The sequence below is a fragment of the Micromonospora narathiwatensis genome (assembly GCF_900089605.1).
GTDB classification, from domain to species: domain Bacteria; phylum Actinomycetota; class Actinomycetes; order Mycobacteriales; family Micromonosporaceae; genus Micromonospora; species Micromonospora narathiwatensis.
The window spans coordinates 3,317,697-3,338,649 of sequence record NZ_LT594324.1 but is presented as its reverse complement, the minus strand read 5'-3'; the positions used below and the strand labels follow the sequence as shown (position 1 = coordinate 3,338,649).

General features: G+C 69.9%; 19 protein-coding genes. 10 read left to right on the top strand and 9 right to left on the bottom strand.

Annotated features, from left to right (window positions below):
- Positions 1 to 13 precede the first annotated feature (13 nt).
- From GA0070621_RS14155 to GA0070621_RS14145, 3 genes are all read left to right on the top strand, one after another.
- Positions 14 to 964, top strand: coding sequence for a carbohydrate ABC transporter permease (locus tag GA0070621_RS14155; protein WP_091195590.1), 951 nt, complete (start codon positions 14 to 16; stop codon positions 962 to 964).
- Positions 965 to 1,064: 100 nt separating this feature from the next.
- Complete coding sequence (locus GA0070621_RS14150) at positions 1,065 to 2,738, top strand: bifunctional 3'-5' exonuclease/DNA polymerase (RefSeq protein ID WP_167666900.1); 1,674 nt, start codon at positions 1,065 to 1,067, stop codon at positions 2,736 to 2,738.
- 142 nt (positions 2,739 to 2,880) lie between these two features.
- The gene (locus GA0070621_RS14145) at positions 2,881 to 3,474 is read left to right on the top strand and encodes a nucleotidyltransferase family protein (RefSeq protein ID WP_091195587.1); all 594 of its coding nucleotides are present in this window, start codon (positions 2,881 to 2,883) and stop codon (positions 3,472 to 3,474) included.
- 184 nt (positions 3,475 to 3,658) lie between these two features.
- Here GA0070621_RS14145 and GA0070621_RS14140 read toward each other — a convergent pair whose 3' ends face one another.
- Both GA0070621_RS14140 and GA0070621_RS14135 read right to left on the bottom strand, forming a co-directional pair.
- On the bottom strand, positions 3,659 to 4,234 hold the full coding sequence (locus GA0070621_RS14140; RefSeq protein WP_091195585.1) for a flavoprotein: 576 nt from the start codon (positions 4,232 to 4,234) through the stop codon (positions 3,659 to 3,661).
- On the bottom strand, positions 4,231 to 5,574 hold the full coding sequence (locus GA0070621_RS14135; RefSeq protein WP_091195583.1) for a hypothetical protein: 1,344 nt from the start codon (positions 5,572 to 5,574) through the stop codon (positions 4,231 to 4,233). The genes GA0070621_RS14140 and GA0070621_RS14135 overlap by 4 nt, the downstream gene beginning before the upstream one ends.
- Positions 5,575 to 5,998: 424 nt before the next feature.
- Here GA0070621_RS14135 and amcA (GA0070621_RS31195) point away from each other — a divergent pair, with 424 nt between their 5' ends.
- The 7 genes from amcA (GA0070621_RS31195) to GA0070621_RS14110 all read left to right on the top strand — a co-directional run bounded on the left by amcA (GA0070621_RS31195) (position 5,999) and on the right by GA0070621_RS14110 (position 12,107).
- Complete coding sequence (gene amcA / locus GA0070621_RS31195) at positions 5,999 to 6,163, top strand: multiple cyclophane-containing RiPP AmcA (RefSeq protein WP_331715177.1); 165 nt, start codon at positions 5,999 to 6,001, stop codon at positions 6,161 to 6,163.
- Positions 6,160 to 6,507: a hypothetical protein gene (locus GA0070621_RS14130; RefSeq protein ID WP_091195580.1), complete on the top strand. Its 348-nt coding sequence runs from the start codon at positions 6,160 to 6,162 to the stop codon at positions 6,505 to 6,507. Before amcA (GA0070621_RS31195) ends, GA0070621_RS14130 begins: the two co-directional genes overlap by 4 nt.
- Positions 6,458 to 6,592: a multiple cyclophane-containing RiPP AmcA gene (gene amcA, locus GA0070621_RS31190; RefSeq protein WP_331715214.1), complete on the top strand. Its 135-nt coding sequence runs from the start codon at positions 6,458 to 6,460 to the stop codon at positions 6,590 to 6,592. Before GA0070621_RS14130 ends, amcA (GA0070621_RS31190) begins: the two co-directional genes overlap by 50 nt.
- 63 nt (positions 6,593 to 6,655) lie before the next feature.
- On the top strand, positions 6,656 to 7,318 hold the full coding sequence (locus GA0070621_RS14125; RefSeq protein ID WP_091195578.1) for a pentapeptide repeat-containing protein: 663 nt from the start codon (positions 6,656 to 6,658) through the stop codon (positions 7,316 to 7,318).
- A gap of 15 nt (positions 7,319 to 7,333) precedes the next feature.
- Positions 7,334 to 7,903, top strand: coding sequence for a kinase (locus GA0070621_RS14120; protein ID WP_091195575.1), 570 nt, complete (start codon positions 7,334 to 7,336; stop codon positions 7,901 to 7,903).
- A 421-nt stretch (positions 7,904 to 8,324) separates the two neighbouring features.
- The gene (locus GA0070621_RS14115) at positions 8,325 to 10,883 is read left to right on the top strand and encodes a CHAP domain-containing protein (RefSeq protein ID WP_157739992.1); all 2,559 of its coding nucleotides are present in this window, start codon (positions 8,325 to 8,327) and stop codon (positions 10,881 to 10,883) included.
- Positions 10,884 to 11,153: 270 nt separating this feature from the next.
- Complete coding sequence (locus GA0070621_RS14110) at positions 11,154 to 12,107, top strand: helix-turn-helix domain-containing protein (protein WP_231921055.1); 954 nt, start codon at positions 11,154 to 11,156, stop codon at positions 12,105 to 12,107.
- A gap of 141 nt (positions 12,108 to 12,248) precedes the next feature.
- Here the strand turns inward: GA0070621_RS14110 and GA0070621_RS14105 are convergent, their stop codons facing one another.
- The 7 genes from GA0070621_RS14105 to GA0070621_RS14075 all read right to left on the bottom strand — a co-directional run bounded on the left by GA0070621_RS14105 (position 12,249) and on the right by GA0070621_RS14075 (position 20,825).
- Positions 12,249 to 12,620: a hypothetical protein gene (locus GA0070621_RS14105; RefSeq protein WP_091195567.1), complete on the bottom strand. Its 372-nt coding sequence runs from the start codon at positions 12,618 to 12,620 to the stop codon at positions 12,249 to 12,251.
- Between the two features lie 214 nt (positions 12,621 to 12,834).
- A complete protein-coding gene (locus tag GA0070621_RS14100) occupies positions 12,835 to 14,238 on the bottom strand; it encodes a GH1 family beta-glucosidase (protein WP_091195566.1) in 1,404 nt (467 codons plus the stop codon).
- Positions 14,235 to 16,457: an alpha-xylosidase gene (gene yicI / locus GA0070621_RS14095; RefSeq protein ID WP_091195563.1), complete on the bottom strand. Its 2,223-nt coding sequence runs from the start codon at positions 16,455 to 16,457 to the stop codon at positions 14,235 to 14,237. Before yicI ends, GA0070621_RS14100 begins: the two co-directional genes overlap by 4 nt.
- The gene (locus GA0070621_RS14090) at positions 16,454 to 17,329 is read right to left on the bottom strand and encodes a carbohydrate ABC transporter permease (RefSeq protein ID WP_091195561.1); all 876 of its coding nucleotides are present in this window, start codon (positions 17,327 to 17,329) and stop codon (positions 16,454 to 16,456) included. The genes yicI and GA0070621_RS14090 overlap by 4 nt, the downstream gene beginning before the upstream one ends.
- The gene (locus GA0070621_RS14085; RefSeq protein WP_091195559.1) at positions 17,329 to 18,306 is read right to left on the bottom strand and encodes a carbohydrate ABC transporter permease; all 978 of its coding nucleotides are present in this window, start codon (positions 18,304 to 18,306) and stop codon (positions 17,329 to 17,331) included. Before GA0070621_RS14085 ends, GA0070621_RS14090 begins: the two co-directional genes overlap by 1 nt.
- Positions 18,307 to 18,367: 61 nt before the next feature.
- Complete coding sequence (locus GA0070621_RS14080; RefSeq protein ID WP_091195558.1) at positions 18,368 to 19,672, bottom strand: ABC transporter substrate-binding protein; 1,305 nt, start codon at positions 19,670 to 19,672, stop codon at positions 18,368 to 18,370.
- Positions 19,673 to 19,709: 37 nt separating this feature from the next.
- Positions 19,710 to 20,825 (bottom strand): LacI family DNA-binding transcriptional regulator, encoded by a 1,116-nt coding sequence (locus GA0070621_RS14075; protein ID WP_091195556.1) that lies wholly within the window; start codon positions 20,823 to 20,825, stop codon positions 19,710 to 19,712.
- Between the last annotated feature and the right edge of the window lie 128 nt (positions 20,826 to 20,953).

The window sequence follows — 20,953 nt, the reverse complement described above, 5'->3', positions numbered from 1 at the left end:
AGGAGGCGCGACGATGAGCACGGCGACGCACGGTCTCGGCCAAGCCGATCACACCACGCCTGCCCACCCGGCGCGCGCACGGCGGGCCGAGCCCCGCGCGGCCGGAATCGGAAGCCGGATCTTCAACGGCTTCTCCCACCTGTTCCTGGTCGTCTGGGCCCTGATGGTCATCTACCCGCTGCTGTGGGTGGTGATGTCGGCGCTCAAGAGCGACTCGGAAGTCATCCGCAAGCCGCTCTCCCTGATCCCGAGCAGGCTGCATTGGGACAACTTCGCTCGGGCGTGGACGGCCGGGATCGACAGCTTCTTCCTGAACACGGTGCTCGTGCTCGTCGGCAGCGTGACCCTGACGATGCTGCTGGGCTCGATGGCGGCCTACGCGCTGGCCCGCTATCAGTTCCGCGGCAACCGGCTGATCTACTGGATGTTCCTGTCGGGGCTGACCCTGCCGATCTACCTCGCCGCGGTGCCACTGTTCAAGGGCGTCTACAACATGAACGTGGTGTTCCCGCTGCTCGGCCCGAACAAGCACCTGATGCTGATCCTGGTCTACGTGGCCTGGTCGCTGTCCTTCACGATCTTCTTCATGCACTCGTTCTTCCGGACGCTGCCCCACTCGATCGCCGAGGCGGCCATGGTCGACGGGGCCTCACACACCCGGACCTTCTTCAACGTCATGCTGCCGATGGCCAAGCCGGGCCTGATCAGCATCGGCATTTTCAACGTGCTCGGCCAGTGGAACCAGTGGTACCTGCCGACCCTGCTCATGCAGTCGCTCTCCGGCGAGCCGAAGCACCAGGTGATCTCCCAGGGGCTGATCGAACTGTCGGTCAACCAGGGCTACAAGTCCGACTGGTCCGGCCTCTTCGCCGGCGTCACCATGGCCATGCTGCCGGTCCTGATCGTGTACATCGTCTTCCAACGCCAGGTCCAGTCCGGCCTCACCGCCGGCGTCGGCAAGTAACCCTCCGGCCCCCGGGTTCGGAGCGGCCCCTTCTTGACGCGTGTCAAGAAGGGGCCCTGCCTTCTCCGAAGTGTCAGACGGGCGAGGCAGAATCACGTTCGTGCTGGTGGCGGTGGTGTCCGACGAGCGGGGCGGGGGTGTGCTGCAACCCCTCGACCCGGCCGGCCGACCCACCGGTCCGGCCGAGCCGGTGGCCGACCTGGCCGCCGCGGTGGCCGCCCGCGAGGCCGCCGAGCGGCCCCGATGGGTCTGGGCCACCGGCGTCCCGATCTATCCGGCGCTGCTGCGCGCCGACGTCCGGCTGGACCGCTGCCACGACGTCGAGCTGACCGAGGCGCTGCTGCTCGGCCACGCCGGCCGCTGGGGTGAGCCCCGCTCGCTCGCCGCCGCGTGGGCCCGGCTGACCGGCGCGCCGGTGCCGGCCGACCCGGCGCCCCGCCCGGCGGAGCCGCCCGGTCACGGCCAGGGCGCGCTCTTCGACGCGCCGTCCGGCCCGCCCGGTCCGGGCATCGAGGCGTTGACCCGGGTGTACGCCGACCAGCTCGCCCGGATCGCGGCGACCGCGCACCCCGGCCGGTTCCGGCTGCTGGTCGCCGCCGAGTCGGCCGGTGCGCTGATCGCCGCCGAGATGGGGGCGGCCGGCCTGCCGTGGCGTGCCGACGTGCACGACACGATCCTCGCCGAGCTGCTCGGCGAGGCGTCGCCGGTCGGCGGGCCGCCCCGCCGGCTGGCCGAGCTGGCCGCCGGGATCGCCGAGGCGTTCGGCGTACGCCAGGTGCACGCCGACTCCCCGGCGGAGCTGCTGAAGGCGTTCGCCCGGGCCGGGGTGGAGCTGCCGAACACCCGGGCCTGGGTGCTGCGCGAGGTGGAGCACCCGGCGGCGCCGCTGGTCCTGGAATACAAGGAGCTCTACCGGATCTGGACGGCGCACGGCTGGGCGTGGCGGGACGCCTGGGTCTCCGGTGGCCGCTTCCAACCCGAGTACGTGCCCGGCGGGGTGGTCTCCGGCCGGTGGGCCACCCGGGGCGGTGGAGCGCTGCAGATCCCGAAGGTGATCCGGCGCGCGGTGGTCGCTGATCCCGGCTGGACGTTCGTGGTGGCCGACGCGGGGCAGCTCGAACCCCGGGTGCTCGCCGCGGTCTCCGGTGACGAACGGCTGGCCGCCGCCGGTGGCGCTGGCGACCTCTACGCCGCCCTCGCCCGGGACGCCTTCGGCGGTGACCGGGCCCGCGCCAAGGTGGCCCTGCTCGGTGCGATGTACGGGCAGACCGGCGGCGCCGCGCTGCCCGCCCTCGCGGTGCTCAAGCGCAACTACCCGACCGCCTTCGGGTACGTCGAGGCGGCGGCCCGCACCGGGGAGGCGGGCGGGCTGGTGCGGTCGTGGCTGGGGCGTACCTGCCCGCCCGGGTCGGTGGGCCTCGGCGACGGGGAGGAGGCGGACCCGGACGCGGGGGCGGATCCGCAGGGTCCCCGGGCCCGGGCGGCCCGTTCCCGGGGCCGGTTCACCCGCAACTTCGTCATCCAGGCCACCGCCGCCGAGTGGGCGTCCACGCTGCTGGCCACGCTCCGTACGGCCCTCGCCGGCACCGGGGCCGAGCTGGTCTTCTTCCAGCACGACGAGGTGATCGTGCACTGCCCGGCCGGGCGGGCCGACGCGGTCGCGGCGGCGGTCACCGCCGCGGGCGCCCAGGCCACCCGGCTGCTCTTCGGCGACACCCCGGTCCGGTTCCCGCTGGACCTGTCCGTCGTCGACTGCTACGCCGACGCGGCATAGTCGCACAATTTTCCGTTTTGCCCCGCTACCCGCTCGCGGGGGCGCTCGTTGGTCCGGTGTGCGTACGACGGGACGGACCGGACGCCGGCTGCGCCGCTCCGTCCCCCAGGACGAGGGGGCACCGCTGAACCGGATCGCAGGAATGATCATCGCCGCTGGTGGGGGCCGTCGGATCGGCGGACCCGAGGCGTTGCTGCACCAGGGGGAGAAACCACTGGTCAGCCAGATGATCGACACAATGGGCGAGGCGGGCTGCGAGCAAATCGTGGTCGTGCTGGGCGCGGCCGCCGACCAGGTCCGCGAGACGACGGACCTGACCGGCGCCACCGTGGTGGTAAACCGCGCGTGGGGGACCGGCGTCGGCTCCTCGATCCGGGCCGGGCTGGCCGCGCTGACCGACGACGGGATCGAGGCCGTCGTCGTGGTGCCCGTCGACATGCCCGGGCTCACCGCCGCCGCCGTCCGGCGGGTGGCCGCCCTGCCCTACCCGGACGTGCTGGTCTGCGCCACCTACGACGGGCTGCGCGGCTACCCGATGCTCTTCGGCCGCCGCCACTGGTCCGGCATCGCCACCCTGGCCAGCGCCGACGTCGGCGCCCGGCCGTACCTGCTGGCGCACAAGGACCAGATCGTCGACATCTCCTGCGACTCGGTGGCCGACGGCAGCCGGATCGACAGCCCGGAGCTGATGGCCCTGTACGGACTGTCCGTCCCCGAGCAGCGTGTCGGCGCCTGAGGGCTCGACGTGCCCGGGAATTCTTGATCCGCCGGTTTGGGGGTTCGAGTCCCTGGCGGCGCACGGGTGTGATGTATCGACACTGGCCCAATGATCAGGTGTGGAGGCTGCCCGGGGACGCCAACAGCCACCGGCTGGCTGACCTCGGGGTCTGACCTTGCCTCCTGTCTCCGCGCGAGGTGGGTCAGCCCCGATCGGTGCTGCTGGCAGGCAGGTCGCCGGCCATCCGGGTCGCTGCTTCGAACGCAGCCGTCCACGGGAAAGCCCGCTGGCGGCTGTTGCCGCTGCCAGGCGGGTGCGGCTCCCATCCGTCGTCGGTCCCGAGGATGACCCGTATGCGCTCGTCGCGGAGATTCGCCACGGCACGCTGGAAGGGTGCGCGGGTGGCCAGGGCGGCGTTGACGAACGGGACGACCACGGTCGGCACCTGCCGGCCGATCAACTCGGCGATCGTGATCATGGCGTAGTTGTCCGCGATGCCGAGGGCGATCTTGTTGACCGAGTTGTAGGTGGCGGGGGCGATGATGAGCGCGTCCGCGGTAGGGAGGGAGCGGCGGGTGCCGGGGGACGACCGGTAGGTGGATCGGACCGAGTGTCCCGTCTGCTGTTCTATCGCTTCCGCGTCGAGGAAGTCGAGGGCGCTGGGGGTGGCGGTGACCGCTGTTGTCCACGCCTGTTTCGTCGCGGCGTCGATCAGCCGGGTTACGTCTGCGGCGGGCCCAGCAGCGCAGACGACGATCTGCAGATGGCCGCGAGTCATACCTGGATCCCGGCGTGCTGGGCGAAGCCGAGGGCGGCGGTGCGGACGTGCCCGCGGGTGAGGACTGCCAGGTCGCAGGCGATGCGCTGCACCGCTGGCCGGCACCGGATCTCTTCTGGTGCCACCTGATAGGCGCTGCGCAGTGCGTTCAGGCCCTGCTCGTAGCGGCCCCACTGCGTGTAGGCGCGAGCCACGTCGACGAATAGGGATGCCTTGCGTTCGGCGAGGTCGATCTTGTCGAGCGGTACCTGGCGGGCGAGGGCGATAGCGGTGCCGGCGTCGCCCAGGGTCAGCGCGATGTTGACGCGGTGCAGCAGGACGTTGGTGGCGCCGAAGCCGGTCCACCGGTCGTTGCCGTCGTAGCCGAGTCGTCCAGCGGCATGGGAAGCCTCGTCGAGCATGGCTTGTGCGCTGTCTCGGTTGTCGTCACGGGCGGCGGCGACAGCACCACGCAGCAGCAGGGCGCCGTGGACGGCCACCGCATCGGTCGCGGCGAGCCGGGTGTCGCGTCGAAGAGTTTCGGCCGCGTCTTCGGCGAGCTGCCTGGCCTGTTGGCTGTGGCCGTTGCTCATGAGGGCGTGGGTCATGATCCGTGCGCTGGTGGCCATCGCCACCGGGTCCTGACTGATCGAGGCGGCGCGGGTGCTGCGTTCGGCGGCGACCAGGGCCATGCCCTTGTCGCCGACCTTGAGCAGCACGCTGCCGGCGACGTGGTAGAGGTCGCTGGCCAGGGCGTCTACCTGCGCTCGTTGCTCGCCTTCGGTGTCCGCGCGAGTCGGTTCCAGGGCGGGCAACAGGGCCACGAGTCCGGCGAGAAGCTGCTCGTACCGGCAGGCCTGGTAGTCGGTCTTGGCTGCGGAGACACCTTGAGCGAACTGCCGAAGCGGTAGGGCAACTGGTTGGTGTTTCGAGGGGGGTGTGACCAGTGCGTTGAGCAGCAGTGCGACGTTCGGCAGGGCCATGCCGCTGATCGTGACGCCTGTCAGGAGGTCTCTGCGCCGCACGTCGCCGTCCGAGTCGATGTCGTGAATGCTGCCTTCGTCAGTATGAAGGTGCGTGGCGGTGATAGTCGGCGTCGCGGGATCCGCAAATGCACCGTTGGTATCTGTGCTCAACAGTGCTTCGAAGCGTTCGCGGACGTCGGGGGTCGCACGCGCCAGCACGGTGTCCAGGGCAGCCTGCATGTCGGCACGCAGATGGACCTTGTCGCCCTGGCTGCTCCACTTGGCCACCGTCCGACGGGCCGCGCCCAAGTGCTCGGCGAAGCCGGTAACGCTCATCCGCAGCGCTTGGCGCAGTGCGTTCGCTTCCCGGCCGGTCCAGGTCGTCACCGCGGCCATCGCACGTCCTCTCGCTGCGAGCAGTTATCGGCCGGACGATCGTAACGGCACTCGGCGTGCTTGCAGGTGCACCGTGAGTGCACCGCCGGGACATCCCCATAGCCGCGCTCAGCGGGCGAACCTGATCGTGCTGGTGCGCCGTTCTCGGGAGTAGGTGGCCGGCACGCAATCGCAGCCTCACGCCAGGGAGGGAGCCGGAGATGAACGACGGGACCGCCGGAAGGCAAGAGCGTTCCTCAGCGCGATGGCCAGCGCCATCGCGTGACGCCCCCGTACGCGTGCGGTTGAAGCCTCGCCTGCGTACTGCCATGAGGGCTGCGTGGGTGGGTGACCGGCGGGCTGCTCCCACCCGCCGTGGTGCGGCGGTGGGCACGCCTTTCCCCCGGCGAGCCCACCGCTCACCGTTTCAAACGGCGGTGCCGGCATGACGGTGTACGCCTCGCGTAACGCGATCGCCGACCAGCACCGGCGGCCTGAGCCCGGGTGCACGTCGTCGCAGTGGCAGGTGCGGCCTGCTGATCCGCCGTTGCTCACCCATGTGTGGTGCCGGCTGTTCGAACAGCAGGCTAGGGAGCGTGATCGCCGGTGACCGGCCAGCAGCGCCGTTCCTCGGCGCACCGGAGCGTGCCGGATGTGGTCGAGCATCTGCCGTTGCGTCCGTTGTGGTTGTGTCGCCGGTGCGGGCAGCCGTGGCCGTGTGGGGCGGCGAAGCTGGCTCTTGTGGCCGAGTACCGGGACAACCAGGTGAGCCTGTTCCTGTACATGGCGGGCTGCATGCACGACGCGATCGACGATCTGCACCAGCTCAATCCGAGTGAGACGGGCAGCGCCTCCGGCATGTTCGACCGGTTCCTCGGTTGGCCCGCTCGACACACGGACTCCTATCGAGTCACCACGCCCGAGGCCATTCGGGGCGAGGGGACCTCGTCGTGAGAAGTTCGACAACCGATCCACCTGGGACAACCGCAGGAAGTTCGACAGCCGTCCCGGCTGGGACAACTGGAACAAGAAGAAGTAGCCACCCACACACGGGACGCGCGGGGTGGCGTGCCCACCCCGCGCTCACACAGGTTGAGGACATATGCGCACCACCACGATCGGCGACGTGAGGATCTTGCTGCCTGATCTCGACCCGGACGACCTCGACTCCGTGACCGAATTGGGGGACGGCCTCACCGACGCTCTTGTCGAAGGCGCATCCTGGCATGGCGTGCAGCTGGAGGATTGCCGCTTGCGCAGCAGCCGGATCACCGGTGGGGACCTCAGCGGAAGCACCTGGGAAGCCGGCAGCCTCTACGGCTGCGAGATCACCCGCACCGATTTCTCCGGCGCGACCCTGACCGGCATCACCATCGACCGGTGCGCGATCACCGGCTCCCGGTTCACCGGCACCAGACTCACCGACGTACGCCTCAAGGACGTGCTGTTCGACGGCTGCCGCTTCGACTACGCCACCTTCCAGCGTGTCACCGCCGCCGGCTCAGTCGCCTTCACCGACTGCACCCTCACCAATGCCACCTGGTCCACCTGTCGACTTCCTGGTCTAGCCATGCGGGCATGCGACCTCGCCGGCCTGGAACTGGACTCCTGCCATCTCGACGGCACCGACCTGCGGGGCAGCCGCCTCCACGGGCTGAGGACGCCCCTCGACAATCTGCACGGCGTCACCCTCACCGAGGATCAACTTCCTGACCTCACCCAACTGGCCGTCGACGCTCTGGGCCTCGCCGTGCGCAACGACTGACCCCGAGGAGGCATCATGCGGGTTGAACCTGTGTTCACCGGGAGCCCGGACACGATCCTCGTGTGCATCCGGGGCAACTCCGGCTCGGGCAAGAGCAGCATCGCCCGTGAGCTGCGGCGCCGGCACGGCCGGGGCTGCGCCCTGGTCGAGCAGGACTACCTGCGCCGCATCGTGCTGCGCGAGCGGGACAAGCCCGGCGGCGCGGCCCCCGCGCTGATCGCGCAGACCGTCCGGTTCGCGCTCGACCACGGCTACCACGTGCTGCTGGAGGGCATCATGCATACCGACCGTTACCGGGGCATGCTGGCCGCCCTGCGCGAGGGTCACCGGGGGCGATCGCTGTTCTGCTACCTCGACGTTTCCTTGCCCGAGACACTGCGGCGGCATTTGACCCGTCCGCAGGCCAGCGAGTTCACGGCCGAGCACATGAACGGCTGGTACGCCGTCCACGACGTCCTGGGCTGGCCCGACGAACTCGTGCTCCCGGAGACCACCAAGCTCGAAGAGGCCGTCGAGGCCATTGCCGCTGCCGCCGGGCTACCCCAAACCGGACGTGACGACGACCTGCTCCCGATCGTCCCGTAACCCCGACCAGATCCGCCGGTTCACTGCATCTGGAGATCACTCCAGCCGGGTTACCGGCCGTGGCCGGCTACTCACCGACTGGCTCGCCGGACGCAAGAACATCCATCAAGAAAGGCCAGCGCGATGGAGCTGATGGCCCGGTACGGACTGTCCGTCGCCGAGCAGCGCGTCGGTGCCCAGGGCGGGCAACCGCAAGGGGCGTCACGGGCGGCCTCCGTCGGACGGGCGGTCCGCCGTCCGGAACGGGCCGGTTGGCCCCCGCCAAACAGCGGTGGGTGGCCGCACACCAGTCGGGTCGTCGCCGCCGAGACGGCGGCATCTCGATCCTTATCGGACCGGCTACGGTAGCCTTCCGGGCGATTGATGATCATCCGTCAGGACAGGCGGAGATCGCGTACGCACCGAGAAGGAGTCGCTTCCCTTGCGCCTCAAACGAATGCTGCTGTCCGCCCTCGCGCTGGTGCTCGTGCCGATCGGCACGAGTGTCGTGCTGGCGCAGCCGGCACACGCCGACCCCACGTTCCCGCTGTACGGGCCGTACCCGGCCAAGACGGCGATCGACGGGCGCGGCAGCATGAACCCCGACGACCGCGACGCCATCGACCTCTATACGACCGGCGAGCAGATCTACCTGCGCTGTCAGGACTCCGGCCCGTCGATGGGCGGCAGCGGGATCTGGGACTACACCCGTGAGGGCCACTGGATCCCGGACGCCTACGTGACCACCGGCTACAGCGGGTTCGTTCCGGGTGTGCCGCGCTGCCTGGCGCTGGGTATCGACGGCCACGCCTCGACGGGGACCATCCACGGCCCGTACTCGGCCAAGGTGGACATCGACGGCCGAGGCAGTGCCGATCCCAATGACCGGGTGCGCACCGACGCATACCTGGCCGGCAGCTTGCTGTACCTGAAGTGCCAGGACTACGGCGTCGCCGTCGGCGGCAGCACGCTGTGGAACTACACGTACGACGGCTACTGGGTGCCCGACGTGTACGTCACCACCGGCACCAACGGCTGGATCCCCGGTATGCCGTCGTGCTCGTCCCTGGGGATCCACGGCGGCGTGGCCGGCAACCCGAACGGCGGGCGGCAGTTCCTCACCCGCGCCACGCTCAACGGCTACCACGGCAAGAGCCTGTCCGCGAGCAAGGTCGTTGACCGGTACGCCGAGGGCACCTACATCACCGTGATGTGCCAGGCGTACGGTGAGGCCAACTACGGTGGTTCGGCGATCTGGGACAAGACCAGCGACGGGCTGTGGGTGGCCGACTTCTACGTGCGTACCGGCTCCACCGACATCGTCATGAACCGCTGCGACAACGACGGCCCGTCCGGCGCCGGCAACCGCTACCTGGCGAAGACGACACTCAACGGCTACCAGGGCAAGAGCCTCAGCTCGACCAGGGTCGAGGACAAGTACCCAGGCGGCAGCTACATTACGCTCGTCTGCCAGGCGTACGGCGAGTTCAACTACGGTGGTTCGGCGATCTGGGACAAGACCAGCGACGGACTGTGGGTCCCCGACTACTACGTCTACACGGCCTCCACCGACATCGTCATGAGCCGCTGCGACAACGATCCGAAGCCCACCGGCGGCCCGGGCAACCCGTCGGTGCCCGGCGACCCGGCCCCCGGCTCGGTGTCCGACCGGCAGATCCGCGACAAGATCGTCAACGCCGCGCTCAGCCAGGTCGGCGTCCACGAGTGGGGCGACAACTGCAACCCGTACGGCCAGAACGGCGTCCAGTGCGGCTGGGCCTGGTGCAGCATGTTCGCCAGTTGGACCTGGCGTCAGGCGGGCATCAACGTGTTCTTCCCGTACAGCGGCACCTTCTACACGTGGGGTCAGGCACGCGGCCTGCTTCGTTCGAAGAACAACATCCGGCCCGGCGACGTGGTGCTGTTCGGTAGCAGCCCTGGCACGAGCAATCACATCGGCGTGGTCGCCGGTGTCGAGCCGGACGGACGGATCACCACCATCGAGGGCAACTGGGGCGACCAGGTCAAGGTCGTCGGCCCGTACGACCCGTACAGCCCCGGGCCGACCCACGAGAACATCTACGGCGTGGTGGCCCCGGTGAACGACTCCTCGGACGTGTGGCAGAACGGTGCGGTCACGTCCGACGCCACCTGCACGGCCGAGAGGTCCTCGAACGGCGTCGACTACCAGCTGTGTCAGGAGGTCAGTGGGACCCTGGTGCGGTCGGTGCTGGAGGTCTGGTCCAGCAAGGACCAGGTGGTCCGCGCCAGCGTCTACCTCGGCGGCGCCGGTGACTGGGACTCCGTGGTCTGCCAGTCGACCATGCTCAGGGCCAACACCTGGCGAAAATGTGTCACCGCCTGGAAGACAATCAAGTACGGCGGCGCGGACGCCGACGCGACCGTCACCTCCGGCGGCAGCGAGCGTCCCGAGCTGCACACCGGCGTGCTGAAGCTGCGCGGCTGGGCCCAGGAGAAGGGCAACTACTGCGGCCCGGGGACCCTGCAGGCCGCCGCGGCGACCATGGGCATCTCGACCGTGCCCAGCCAGAACGAGCTGGCGAGCGAGTCACACACCAGCTCCACCGGCACCCTGCCGTCTGACATGGCGTCCACCCTGTCGGGCAACACCCCGATCGGCATGGGCTACGACTTCTACGGCTGGTACTCGTTCGGCGACCGCAACCTGCCCCTGGAGTACGGCATCGACCGCGTCCGCCGCGGCATCAAGCAGGGCCAACCGTCGATCCTGCTGGTCAAGCCCCAGCTGCTGCCCTGGGGTACGTCCGGCGGCAGCGGCCTGCTCCGTCACTACGTCATGATCTACGGGTACGGATCGGTCGACAGCACCGCCGGTGCGACGGGTCAGTACACCAGCACCTTCAAGGTATGGGACCCGTGGGACGCGACGACCCACGACATGACCCTCGACGAGCTGATCACCGCGGCGAACGCCGCCGAGGTGCCCGGCGACATCACCACCATCTCGCCGAAGATCTGACGCACCGCGCCGTCGTGCGCCGCGTAAAGTCGCGGCGCACGACGGCGCTGATGCCTCGGGTGGCATCGCACCCTGGCATGTTGTGTGCTGGCGGACGGTGGTGGAAGCAGCAGTCGTCGGATTCCACCCGCCTTCCACACGCCTCCACTGACCTTCCACGGGCATTTACGACGATCAGTTCGGAATGCGAGATTGGCGGCAGTCGTTGGAGCGAGTGGGGTGGCCGGGTCACAGCTCGCTGGCGTGTGCCTGAAGGACGCGGGGTTGTGGATGAAGATCCATGCAGAGTTCCGGACCGAATTTCTGCCGCAGACGGAACGCTTCGCCGCCTGGCAGGAGGTCACCAATGGCCTCATCCCGGCGGTCACGCGTTCCGAGCACCCGGACGAGTTCCAGGCGTCGGTGCGAATGGTGGCACTCGGCGACGTCCAGGTGACCAGTCTGGCGTTCTCGCCGCTGGAATCCTACCGGTCGCCGAAGCTGATCCGCCGCCATGATCCGGGGCAACTGGCCGTGTGGATAAGTCTGAGCAGCGGCGTGGAATTCGACCTCACCAGCGGCTCCTCCTTCGTCCGTGCGGGAGAAACACTGTTCTACAGCAGCTCACAGCCCTTCCGTGTCCGTAATCGGAAGCCGGTCCAAGGACTGGTGGTGCAACTGCCGGCGGAGTTGCTTCCCGCGTCGAAGGCCGCCGCGTCACTCTTCGGGACATCGATGCCCGGTCGGGCAGGGCTCGGGGCCCTCCTCACCCGCTACCTCGTCGATCTGGTGCGGCACGCGGAGCACTACCGGACGCCGGACGTACCCCGGCTGTCCACGGTCACCGTGGACCTCCTGACCGCCTTCCTGCACGGCCAACGCCTGACCGACTCCCGCTCCGCGCCGGAAACGCACCAGCGGGTACTGCGACTGCGTATCCATGACTTCGTCCGGCGGCGGATCGACGACCCGGAGCTGTCCCCGCAGGTGATCGCCGCCGCGCACGGGATCTCGGTCCGTGCCCTGTACCGGCTGTACGAGAACGAGGGCCTCTCCCTGGCCGGGTGGATACGTCATCGCCGGCTCGAACACTGCCGCCACGACCTGGCCGATCCGCGCCAGGCGCACCGAACGATCCAGTCGGTCGCGTTCCGGCGAGGGTTCAGCGACGCCGCCCACTTCAGCCGCCTCTTCCGCAGCGCCTACGGCATGTCCCCCAAGGACTACCGAAAGCACTATTCCTGAGCGGCTCTCTTCCCCGAAGTCGGGTGTGGCTGCCGTACAGAAGAACGGCCCGGGGACGAATTGTCGCCCCCGGGCCGTCCTGGTCAGGCCGCATGCCACCGCTCTGGCCTGAAGTGCCGCTGTCGGACCCCTACGCAGCCGTCAGCACCGCACGCCCGATCCGTACCCCAGCAGGTTGTCGTCCCAGACCCAGCCGGCGATGGACGTTCCCGGAACCCGCACCCAGGTCCAGGTGTTGCCGACGTCGTTGACGACGTAGCAGTGGTAGGCGAGGTTGGTGCCGCTCGCGACGTACCCGTCGATGGAGCAGTCCGAGTACGGGCCGGCGCTGCGGATGGGCACGCTCGACTTGGCGGGGCCGCCGATCGTGTTGTCCTTGGCCGTGTGGGAGTGCTGGCGGCAGTTGGCCGCGGGCGCGAAGTTGTCGGCCGACGCCTGTGCCGGAGCGGCGAGGCCGGTGGTGACGAGCGCGGCACCGAAGACCGCTGCGGGGAGTCGTCTCCGAAGATGCATGGACTGGCACCTTTCGTGTAAGGCCCGGCAGGAGGTGCCGGGCCTGACCTGGACTGTCCAACACAGCCTGGCAGGCATCGGCGCACGCTCCTTGTACGCGAGTGACGGGTGCTTGACCTTTCACGCCAGGTGACTCTCGTGGAGCGCCGACGCCCGCACCGCCATCACGCCGCGGGGGCTGCTCGCCCGCGCGGCGAGCAGTTCCCGTGGCCGGTCAGGCGTCCGGCAGCCGGTTGGTGGTGGCCAGCCGGCGGTACCAGTGGGCGCTGTCCTTCCAGGTGCGGGCGAGGGTGTCGTAGTCGACGCGGATGATGCCGAACCGCCGGTCGTACCCGTACGCCCACTCGAAGTTGTCCAGCAGCGACCAGACGAAATACCCCCGGACGTCGGCCCCGCCCGCCAGCGCGTCGCCGACCGCGGCGATGTGCCGGCGCAGGTAGTCCACCCGCTCGTCGTCGTGGACCGCGCCGTCCGGCGCGACGACGTCGTCGAACGCGGCGCCGTTCTCCGTGATCATCAACGGCTGGCCGGGGTACTCCCGGCGCAGCCGCAGCAGCAGCTCGGTCAGGCCGCCCGGGTCGATGTTCCAGCCCATCGCCGTGTGCGGACCCGGCTGGGGCAGGAACTCGACGTCGCCGGCGCCCACCCACGGGGTGTGGGCCGAGGCGCCGTGCCCGTCCGCCTCCGACCTGGGCGAGGCCCCGTCCCAGGCACGGACCAGGGTGGTGGCGTAGTAGTTGACCCCGAGCACGTCCAGCGGCACCGCGGCGGTGCGCTCGTCGCCGTCGCGTACGAACGACCAGTCGGTGACCGCCGCGGTGTCGGCGAGCAGGTCCGCCGGGTACGCGCCGTCCAGCATCGGCCCGAGGAACGCCCGGTTGGCGAGCGCGTCGATCCGGCGCACCGCGTCGCGGTCGGCCGCCGAGTCCGACGCCGGCCGGATCACGTGCAGGTTCAGCGTGACCGAGAGCCGGGCCGCCGGTGCGAGGTCCCGGATCACCCGGCCGGCGAGGCCGTGCGCCAGGTTCAGGTGGTGTACGGCGGCCAGCGCCGCAGCCGGTTCGGTGCGCCCCGGCGCGTGCACCCCGGAGGCGTAACCGAGGTACGCCGAGCACCACGGCTCGTTGAACGTGGTCCAGGTGTGCACCCGGTCGCCGAGCGCCCCGACGATGCCGGCGGCGTAGTCGGCGAACCGTGCGGCGGTGTCCCGCGCCGGCCAGCCGCCGGCGTCCTCCAGTTCCTGCGGCAGGTCCCAGTGGTAGAGCGTGGCCACCGGCGCGATGCCCAGCTCCAGCAGGCGGTCCACCAGCCGGGAGTAGAAGTCCACTCCGGCGGCGTTGAAGTCGCCCGAGCCGCCGGGCTGCACCCGGGGCCAGGAGATCGAGAACCGGTACGCCCCGAGCCCGAGCGCGGCGATCTGCTCCACGTCCTCGGCCCAGCGGTGGTAGTGGTCGGCCGCCACGTCGCCGGTGTCCCCGTTGCGGGTACGCCCCGGGGTGTGGCTGTAGGTGTCCCAGATGGACGGCCCCCGGCCGTCCTCCTTCGCCGCCCCCTCGATCTGGTACGCCGCCGTCGCGGAGCCCCAGACGAAGCCCTCCGGAAACACGAACCCGCTCATTCCGCCACCTCCACCAGATAACCCGACGATGCCCCCGCCACCAGGTCGACGGTGGCGCTCCCGTTGTCGTACCGCACCTCGAACTCGGCTCCGACACCGCCGGCCGGCGCCGGGACCCGAACCCGGGTGCGCTGCCCCTCGACCGGCGCGTAGAGCCGCAGCCGTACGTCGTCGGCCCAGGCGTAGTCGGGCCGGTCCTCGACGGCCCCGAAGGGGACGACCGCGCCGGGCCGGGCGAGCACCGGCACGCTGTCGAAGTCGTGCTTCTCGGTGACCCAGCCCGGACCGGTCACCCGCGCGCCGCTGACCAGATGGGTCCAGGTGCCGGCCGGCACGTAGTAGGTCACCTGCCCGTCGGCGCTCAGCACCGGCGCCACCAGCACGTCCGGGCCGAGCATGTACTGCCGGTCCAGGTACGCGGCGGTCGGATCGTCGGGGAACTCCAGGATCATCGGCCGTAGCACCGGCACCCCGTCGGAGTGCGCCTCCTCGGCCGCCGCCGCGAGGTACGGCATCAGGCGCAGCTTGAGCCGGGTGAAGTGGCGCAGCACGGTGACCGCCTCTTCGTCGTACGCCCACGGCACCCGGTACGAGCCGGAGCCGTGCAGCCGGGAGTGCGAGGAGAGCAGGCCGAAGGCGATCCACCGCTTGAACACCGCCGGGTCGGGTGTGCCCTCGAAGCCGCCGATGTCGTGGCTCCAGTACCCGAACCCGGACGCGGCCAGCGACAGCCCGCCCCGCAGCGACTCGGCCATCGCCACGAAGGTGGACTCGCAGTCGCCGCCCCAGTGCACCGGGAACTGCTGCCCGCCGGCCGTCGCCGACCGGGCGAACACGACCGCCTCGCCCGCGCCGCGCTCGGCCTCCAGCAGCTCGAAGACGGTCCGGTTGTACAGGTACGCGTAGTAGTTGTGCATCCGCTGCGGGTCCGCGCTGTCGTGCCACACCACGTCGGTCGGGATGCGCTCGCCGAAGTCGGTCTTGAAACAGTCGACCCCCATGTCGAGCAGCACCTTGAGCTTGCCGGCGTACCACCGGGCCGCGTCCGGGTTGGTGAAGTCGACCAGCGCCATGCCGGCCTGCCACTTGTCCCACTGCCAGACCGAGCCGTCCGGGTTGCGGACCAGGTAGCCGGCCCGCCGGCCCTCCTCGAACAGGTACGACCGCTGCGCGATGTACGGGTTGATCCAGACGCAGACCTTCAGGCCGCGCTCGTGCAGCCGGCGCAGCATGCCCTCCGGGTCGGGGAAGGTCTCCGGATCCCAGACGAAGTCGACCCAGTGGAACTGCCGCATCCAGAAGCAGTCGAAGTGGAACACCGACAGCGGCAGGTTCCGCTCCGCCATCCCGTCGATGAACTCGGTCACCGTCTTCTCGTCGTACGAGGTGGTGAACGAGGTGGACAGCCACAGCCCGTACGACCACGCCGGCACCCGCGCCGGCCGCCCGGTCAGCGCCGTGTACCGGCGCAGCACGTCCTTCGGGGTCGGGCCGTCGATCACGTGGTAGGTCAGCGACTGCCCCGCCACGCTGAACTGGGTCTGCGACACCACCTCCGAGCCGACCTCGAAGGAGACCAGCTCCGGGTGGTCCACGAACACCCCGTACCCGGCGCTGCTCAGATAGAACGGCACGTTCTTGTACGCCTGCTCGCTGGCTGTGCCGCCGTCGGCGTTCCAGATGTCCACGGTCTGACCGTTCTTCACGTACGGGCCGAACCGTTCGCCGAGGCCGTGGATCGTCTCGCCGACGCCCAGCGCCAGCCGCTCGTGCACGTACTTGTGGCCCTCGGCGTCGGTGACGATGCCGACGCTGCGTTCGGTGGAGGAGGTCACCGGCCGGTCCCCGCGCAGGAAGTCGACCCGCCATGGGCCGACCAGCGCGACCCGCGCGGACAGTTCGCCGGTGGTCAGCGTCGCGGTGAGCCCGGTGACCTCCACGTGTACGGGATGGTCGGTGGACTCGGCCAGGGCGAACCGGGGCTCGCGGGGCAGCCCGCCGCAGTGGTGGCCGATGGTCACCCCGACCACGCCGGGCGCGGGGGAGAAGAACCGTACGGTCACCACCGGCCGGTTGAGGGTGTCGCCGCGCCCGGTGATCCGGCCGGTGGGCGCGAACACGGTGAACCCGCGTTCGTCCGGCTCCACCGACTCCACCGTGCCGGGGCGTAGCACGCTGACCCCGGGACGCAGTTGCCAGTATCCGTCGGTGAACTTCACTTCTCCGCTCCAGCCGTGATGCCGCGCGCCAGGGTGCGCTGGAAGATGAGGAAGAACAGGATCGCCGGTACGAGGCTGAGCAGCGCGCCGGCGTTGGTGGTCGGGGCGTCCATCAGCCGGTCGCCCTGCAATGACGCGAGCGCGACCGGGACGGTCTGGGTCTGGTTGTCGATGAGCATGACCAGGGGGATGAGGAACTCGTTCCAGGTCCAGATGAAGAAGAAGACGAGCAGCACCGAGAGGGTGGGCCGCAGGTTGGGCAGCACCACCCGCCACAGGATCCGCCACTTGCCGGCGCCGTCCAGCGCCGCCGCCTCCAGCAGCGTGCGGGGGAAGGTGCCGAGCACGGAGGCGAGCAGGTACGTGCCGAACGCGCTCTGGATGACCGTGAAGATGATGATCACGGCGAGGCGGGTGTTGTAGAGCCCGGCCTCCTTGGCCAGGTGGTAGAGCGGGTAGATCAGCGACTCCTGCGGGATCATGTTGGCCAGCAGGAACAGGCCGATGATCCAGAGTCGGCCGCGGACCCGGCCGACGCCCAACGCGTACGCGTTGAGCAGCGAGACGAGCACCGCGAGCACCGCGACGGAGCCGGCGATGAGGACCGAGTTCCACAGTTTCAGCGGGAAGTCGACCTGCTCCCAGTACGTCCGCAGCCCCTTGGTGTAGAACTCGGACGGCCAGCTCAGCGGGCCGTTGGTCGAGTAGTCGCCGGGCGACTTGAAGGCGTTGAGCAGCATGAACGCGAACGGCACCAGCATCGCCAGCGCCGCGGCGGTGACCAGCGCCAGCACGATCCACCGGGTGACGCCGCGGTGGTGCCGGTCCGGTGCCCGCCGGGTGGCGGCGGCCGGGGTGAGCGTGGCGACCATCAGAGTTCCCCGTCCCGCCGCTCGGCGCGGTTCTGCGCCCGGATGAACAGCACGCTCACCACGACGATGATCAGCGTGAGCACCATTGAGATCGCGGAGCCGTAGCCGACGTGCAGCTTCTTGAAGAAGGTGTAGTAGGCGAAGTAGGACGGGACGTTGGTGGCGTTCTCCGGGCCGCCCCGGGTCAGCGCGTAGATCGGCCCGAACACCTTCATCGCGGCGATGGTGCAGGTCAGCCCGACCACGAAGGTCTCCGGCCGGATCTGCGGCAGGGTGATCGCCCGGAACCGCCGCCACCAGCCGGCGCCGTCGATCTCCGCCGCCTCGTAGAGTTCCGGGTCGACCCGCTCCAGCGCCGCCATGAAGACGACCACCGGATAGCCGAGCTGCACCCAGATCATCACCGCCATCACCACGGGCAGCGCGGTGTCCGGGTCGCCGAGCCAGTCGTGGCGCAGCGAACCGAGGCCGACGGTGTCGAGCAGGCCGTTGAACGCGCCGTCGGGGCGCAGGATCCAACCCCAGACGATGCCGGCCACCACCACTGGCAGCACCTGCGGCAGGTAGAAGGCGGCCCGCAGCGCGGCGGCGGTGCGGGGGCGGAACCGGCGTCCGATGGTGTCGAAGAGCACCGCGGCGAGTACCAGCCCGATCAGGGTGGGCAGCAGCACCATCGCGACGATCATCGCGAGGGTGTTCTTGAACGAGGTCCAGAACACGTCGTCGTGCAGCAGGTCGCGGTAGTTGTCCAGGCCGATGAAGGTGGGGTCGCCGACGCCGGACCACCGGGTGAGGGACAGATAGCCGGTGTAGACCAGGGGTCCGCCGATGACGAGCAGGAAGAGGATCGCGCCGGGAACCAGGTAGAGCCAGTACGCGGCGTCGCGGCGGGACGGGCGGCGCCGGGCGCCGGCCGTCGCTGTCGGGGGTGCCGTGGTCGCCCGTCGGCGGGCGACGACGGTGTCGGGCACTGCCATGGGGGGTCCTTCCGGGGTGGGCAGGCGCTCCGGTCGCGCCGGGGCGCCTGCCCCGCCGTCGTCAGTTGCGCTTGATCTCCGCGACGCCGTCCTGGTAGGGCTTGGCGATCGCGTCGAGCACCTGATCGGGCGACTTGGACTGGTTGATCAGGGACTGGAGGCCGGCGACGAGGACGTCGTAGTAGCCGGGCACCGGCCAGTCGGGGTAGAACGCCAACCCGTCCTGGGCGCTGATCTTGTTGAAGTCCTCGATCAGCTTCCGGTCCTTCGGGTCGCTGACCTGGGCCGGGTCACCGGCGACCGGTACGCCGCCGTTGTTGGCGATCAACGCCTGGATCTCCGGACGCATCGTGATGTCGATGAAGTCGTACGCCAGGTCCTTGGCCTTGCTGCTGGCCGGGACCACCCAGATGTTGCCCGACGAGCCGGCGTTGAGGGTGTTGCCGGGGAAGAGGAAGGTGTCCCAGTCGAACTTGATCTCGTCCTTGAACCGGCCGTACCACCAGCTGCCGGAGACGATCATCGGCGTTTTGCCGGCGATGAACGCGGTGCCCATGTCCTCCGCCTTGGCGCTGGCCGCGTCCTTCGACACGTAGCCCTTGCGTACCCAGTCGGCGAAGGTCTCCGCGCCGAAACTCAGCGGGTCGGCGTGGAAGTCGACCGGGTGCTTGTAGAGCTGGTAGTTGTCGACGAACGTCCGGTCCGCCCGGGCCAGGGCGAGCTGGTAGAAGAGCTGACCGGCCGGGTACTCGGCGCCGGCCGTGCCCAGCGGCGTGACACCCTTGCCGACGAAGGTGTCCATCGCCGTGGTCATCTCGTCGAGCGTGGTGGGCACCTGCACGCCGTACTTCGTGAACAGGTCCTTGTTGTAGTAGACCGTTACGTACTCGCCGTAGTTCGGCACGCCGAACCAGTTGCCCGAGCCCATCACGCCCTTGTCGTCGTATCGGGCGGTGGTCTGCAGGCTGGGGCTGAGCGTCTTGTCCCAGCCGCGCTTGGTGGCCTGCGCGGTGAGGTCGGTGAGCAGGCCCTGTGAGGAGAGCAGGCCGGCGGTGGCGTTGCCCTTGTTGTACTCCATCACGTCCGGGCCCTCGGACGAGTTGATGATCATTGCCGCGTTCTGCTGGATCTGCTCGAACGCCTTACGCTCGAAGCGCACCTCGACGCCGGTGTGCTCCTGCTTGAAGATCTCGATCGCCTTGTCCCAGGCGACCCCCATGGCGCTGTTCGCGCCCTCGTAGTGCCAGAGCTTGAGGACCTTCGCCCCGCTGCCGTCTTCGCCGTCGTCGCCGCCGCAGGCGGTTACGCCGGTCGCCGCGAGCACGGCCACCATGGCCGCCACGGCGACTCTCCGGAGTCGCTGCATTGCTAGTCTCCTCGGTGAGTATCGAGCCGGTACTCCTTCAGGCCCGTCGTCGCGTGGCAGCGCGGCGGCGGGCTGCTTCCTCGGTAGGCGCCGGTGCCGGCCTGGCAGGGCCGGCGCCGGTGATGCCGTCTCCGCCCGTCGCGCGGGGCGGTCCGCTCGACCCGCGGACCTCCAGCGCGCAGGGCAGCAGTTGCTGGTGGATCTCGCCGTTGTCGGCGTCGAGATGCCGCAGCAGCGTCTCGACCGCGATCCGGCCGAGCGCCGAACCGGGCGAGGTCATCGCGGTCAGCGCCGGGGTCGCCAGCTCGGCCACCTGCGGCGAGGTGACCATGGAGACGACCGAGACGTCCCCGGGAACGCTCCGGCCGCGGCCGGCCAACTCGCCGAGGATGCCGAAGACCGCGCTCTCGTTCATGGCGAGGACCGCCGTCAGGTCGGGGGCCTGGGCCAAGGCGGCGGCCATCGCCGCCCGCCCGCCGGCGGCGCTGTCGTCGGCGGGGATCATCAGCGGCGCCAGACCGTGCCCGGCCATCGCCGCGGCGAACGCGTCCCGGGTACGCAGCGCCGGGCCGTAGCCGTCGGCGAGGGCCGCGGCGGAGTGGTTCACGTAGACGATGCGGCGGTGGCCGAGCCCGACCAGGTGGTCGACGGCGTCACGCACGGTGAGGTCGAAGTCGATGTCGACGTACGACAGGCCGGACGGGTCCTCGGTGCGGCCGATGAGCACCAGTGGCACGCCGACCTCCTGGAGGACGGCCACCCGGGGATCGGCGAGCTGCACCTCCATCAGCAGCGCCCCGTCGAGCATCCGCTGGCTGGCCAGCCGGCGCAGCTCGTCCAGGTCGTTGACGCCGACGGGGGAGAGGACCAGGTGGTAGCCGGCGGCGCTGGCCGCGGCGGCGGCCCCGGTGACGAAGGCGGTCTCGGTGGCGCCGAGGCCACGCTCGTCGATCGGCAGCAGCAGTCCGACGATGCGGCTGCGCCGGCTGGCCAGGCCCCGGGCCATGGCGTGGGGCTGGTAGTCCAGCTCGGCCATGGCCGCGAGCACCTTCTCGCGGGTCGCCTGCGAGATGGGCCGGGCTCCGGTGAGCACGTACGACACGGTGCTGACCGACACCCGGGCGAGGCGGGCGACGTCCTGCATGGTGGCCATCGCGCACCTCCTCCGGCGGCGGTTCCCGGCCGTGCCCGGGAGTTGTCGAAGCGCTTCGACGAAGCGTTTCGACAGACGGTAGGTCACGTGTTACACGCACGTCAATAGCCGATGTCGAGGAGAGAACC

Bases quoted from the DNA above. Each gene is read 5' to 3' on its own strand.
- GA0070621_RS14155 (WP_091195590.1), top strand. From the start codon at position 14: ATGAGCACGGCGACGCACGGTCTCGGCCAAGCCGATCACACCACGCCT.
- GA0070621_RS14145 (WP_091195587.1), top strand. From the start codon at position 2,881: ATGATCATCGCCGCTGGTGGGGGCCGTCGGATCGGCGGACCCGAGGCG.
- GA0070621_RS14140 (WP_091195585.1), bottom strand. From the start codon at position 4,234: ATGACTCGCGGCCATCTGCAGATCGTCGTCTGCGCTGCTGGGCCCGCC.
- GA0070621_RS14135 (WP_091195583.1), bottom strand. From the start codon at position 5,574: ATGGCCGCGGTGACGACCTGGACCGGCCGGGAAGCGAACGCACTGCGC.
- amcA (WP_331715177.1), top strand. From the start codon at position 5,999: ATGACGGTGTACGCCTCGCGTAACGCGATCGCCGACCAGCACCGGCGG.
- GA0070621_RS14125 (WP_091195578.1), top strand. From the start codon at position 6,656: ATGCGCACCACCACGATCGGCGACGTGAGGATCTTGCTGCCTGATCTC.
- GA0070621_RS14120 (WP_091195575.1), top strand. From the start codon at position 7,334: ATGCGGGTTGAACCTGTGTTCACCGGGAGCCCGGACACGATCCTCGTG.
- GA0070621_RS14110 (WP_231921055.1), top strand. From the start codon at position 11,154: ATGAAGATCCATGCAGAGTTCCGGACCGAATTTCTGCCGCAGACGGAA.
- GA0070621_RS14105 (WP_091195567.1), bottom strand. From the start codon at position 12,620: ATGCATCTTCGGAGACGACTCCCCGCAGCGGTCTTCGGTGCCGCGCTC.
- GA0070621_RS14100 (WP_091195566.1), bottom strand. From the start codon at position 14,238: ATGAGCGGGTTCGTGTTTCCGGAGGGCTTCGTCTGGGGCTCCGCGACG.
- GA0070621_RS14090 (WP_091195561.1), bottom strand. From the start codon at position 17,329: ATGGTCGCCACGCTCACCCCGGCCGCCGCCACCCGGCGGGCACCGGAC.
- GA0070621_RS14085 (WP_091195559.1), bottom strand. From the start codon at position 18,306: ATGGCAGTGCCCGACACCGTCGTCGCCCGCCGACGGGCGACCACGGCA.
- GA0070621_RS14080 (WP_091195558.1), bottom strand. From the start codon at position 19,672: ATGCAGCGACTCCGGAGAGTCGCCGTGGCGGCCATGGTGGCCGTGCTC.
- GA0070621_RS14075 (WP_091195556.1), bottom strand. From the start codon at position 20,825: ATGGCCACCATGCAGGACGTCGCCCGCCTCGCCCGGGTGTCGGTCAGC.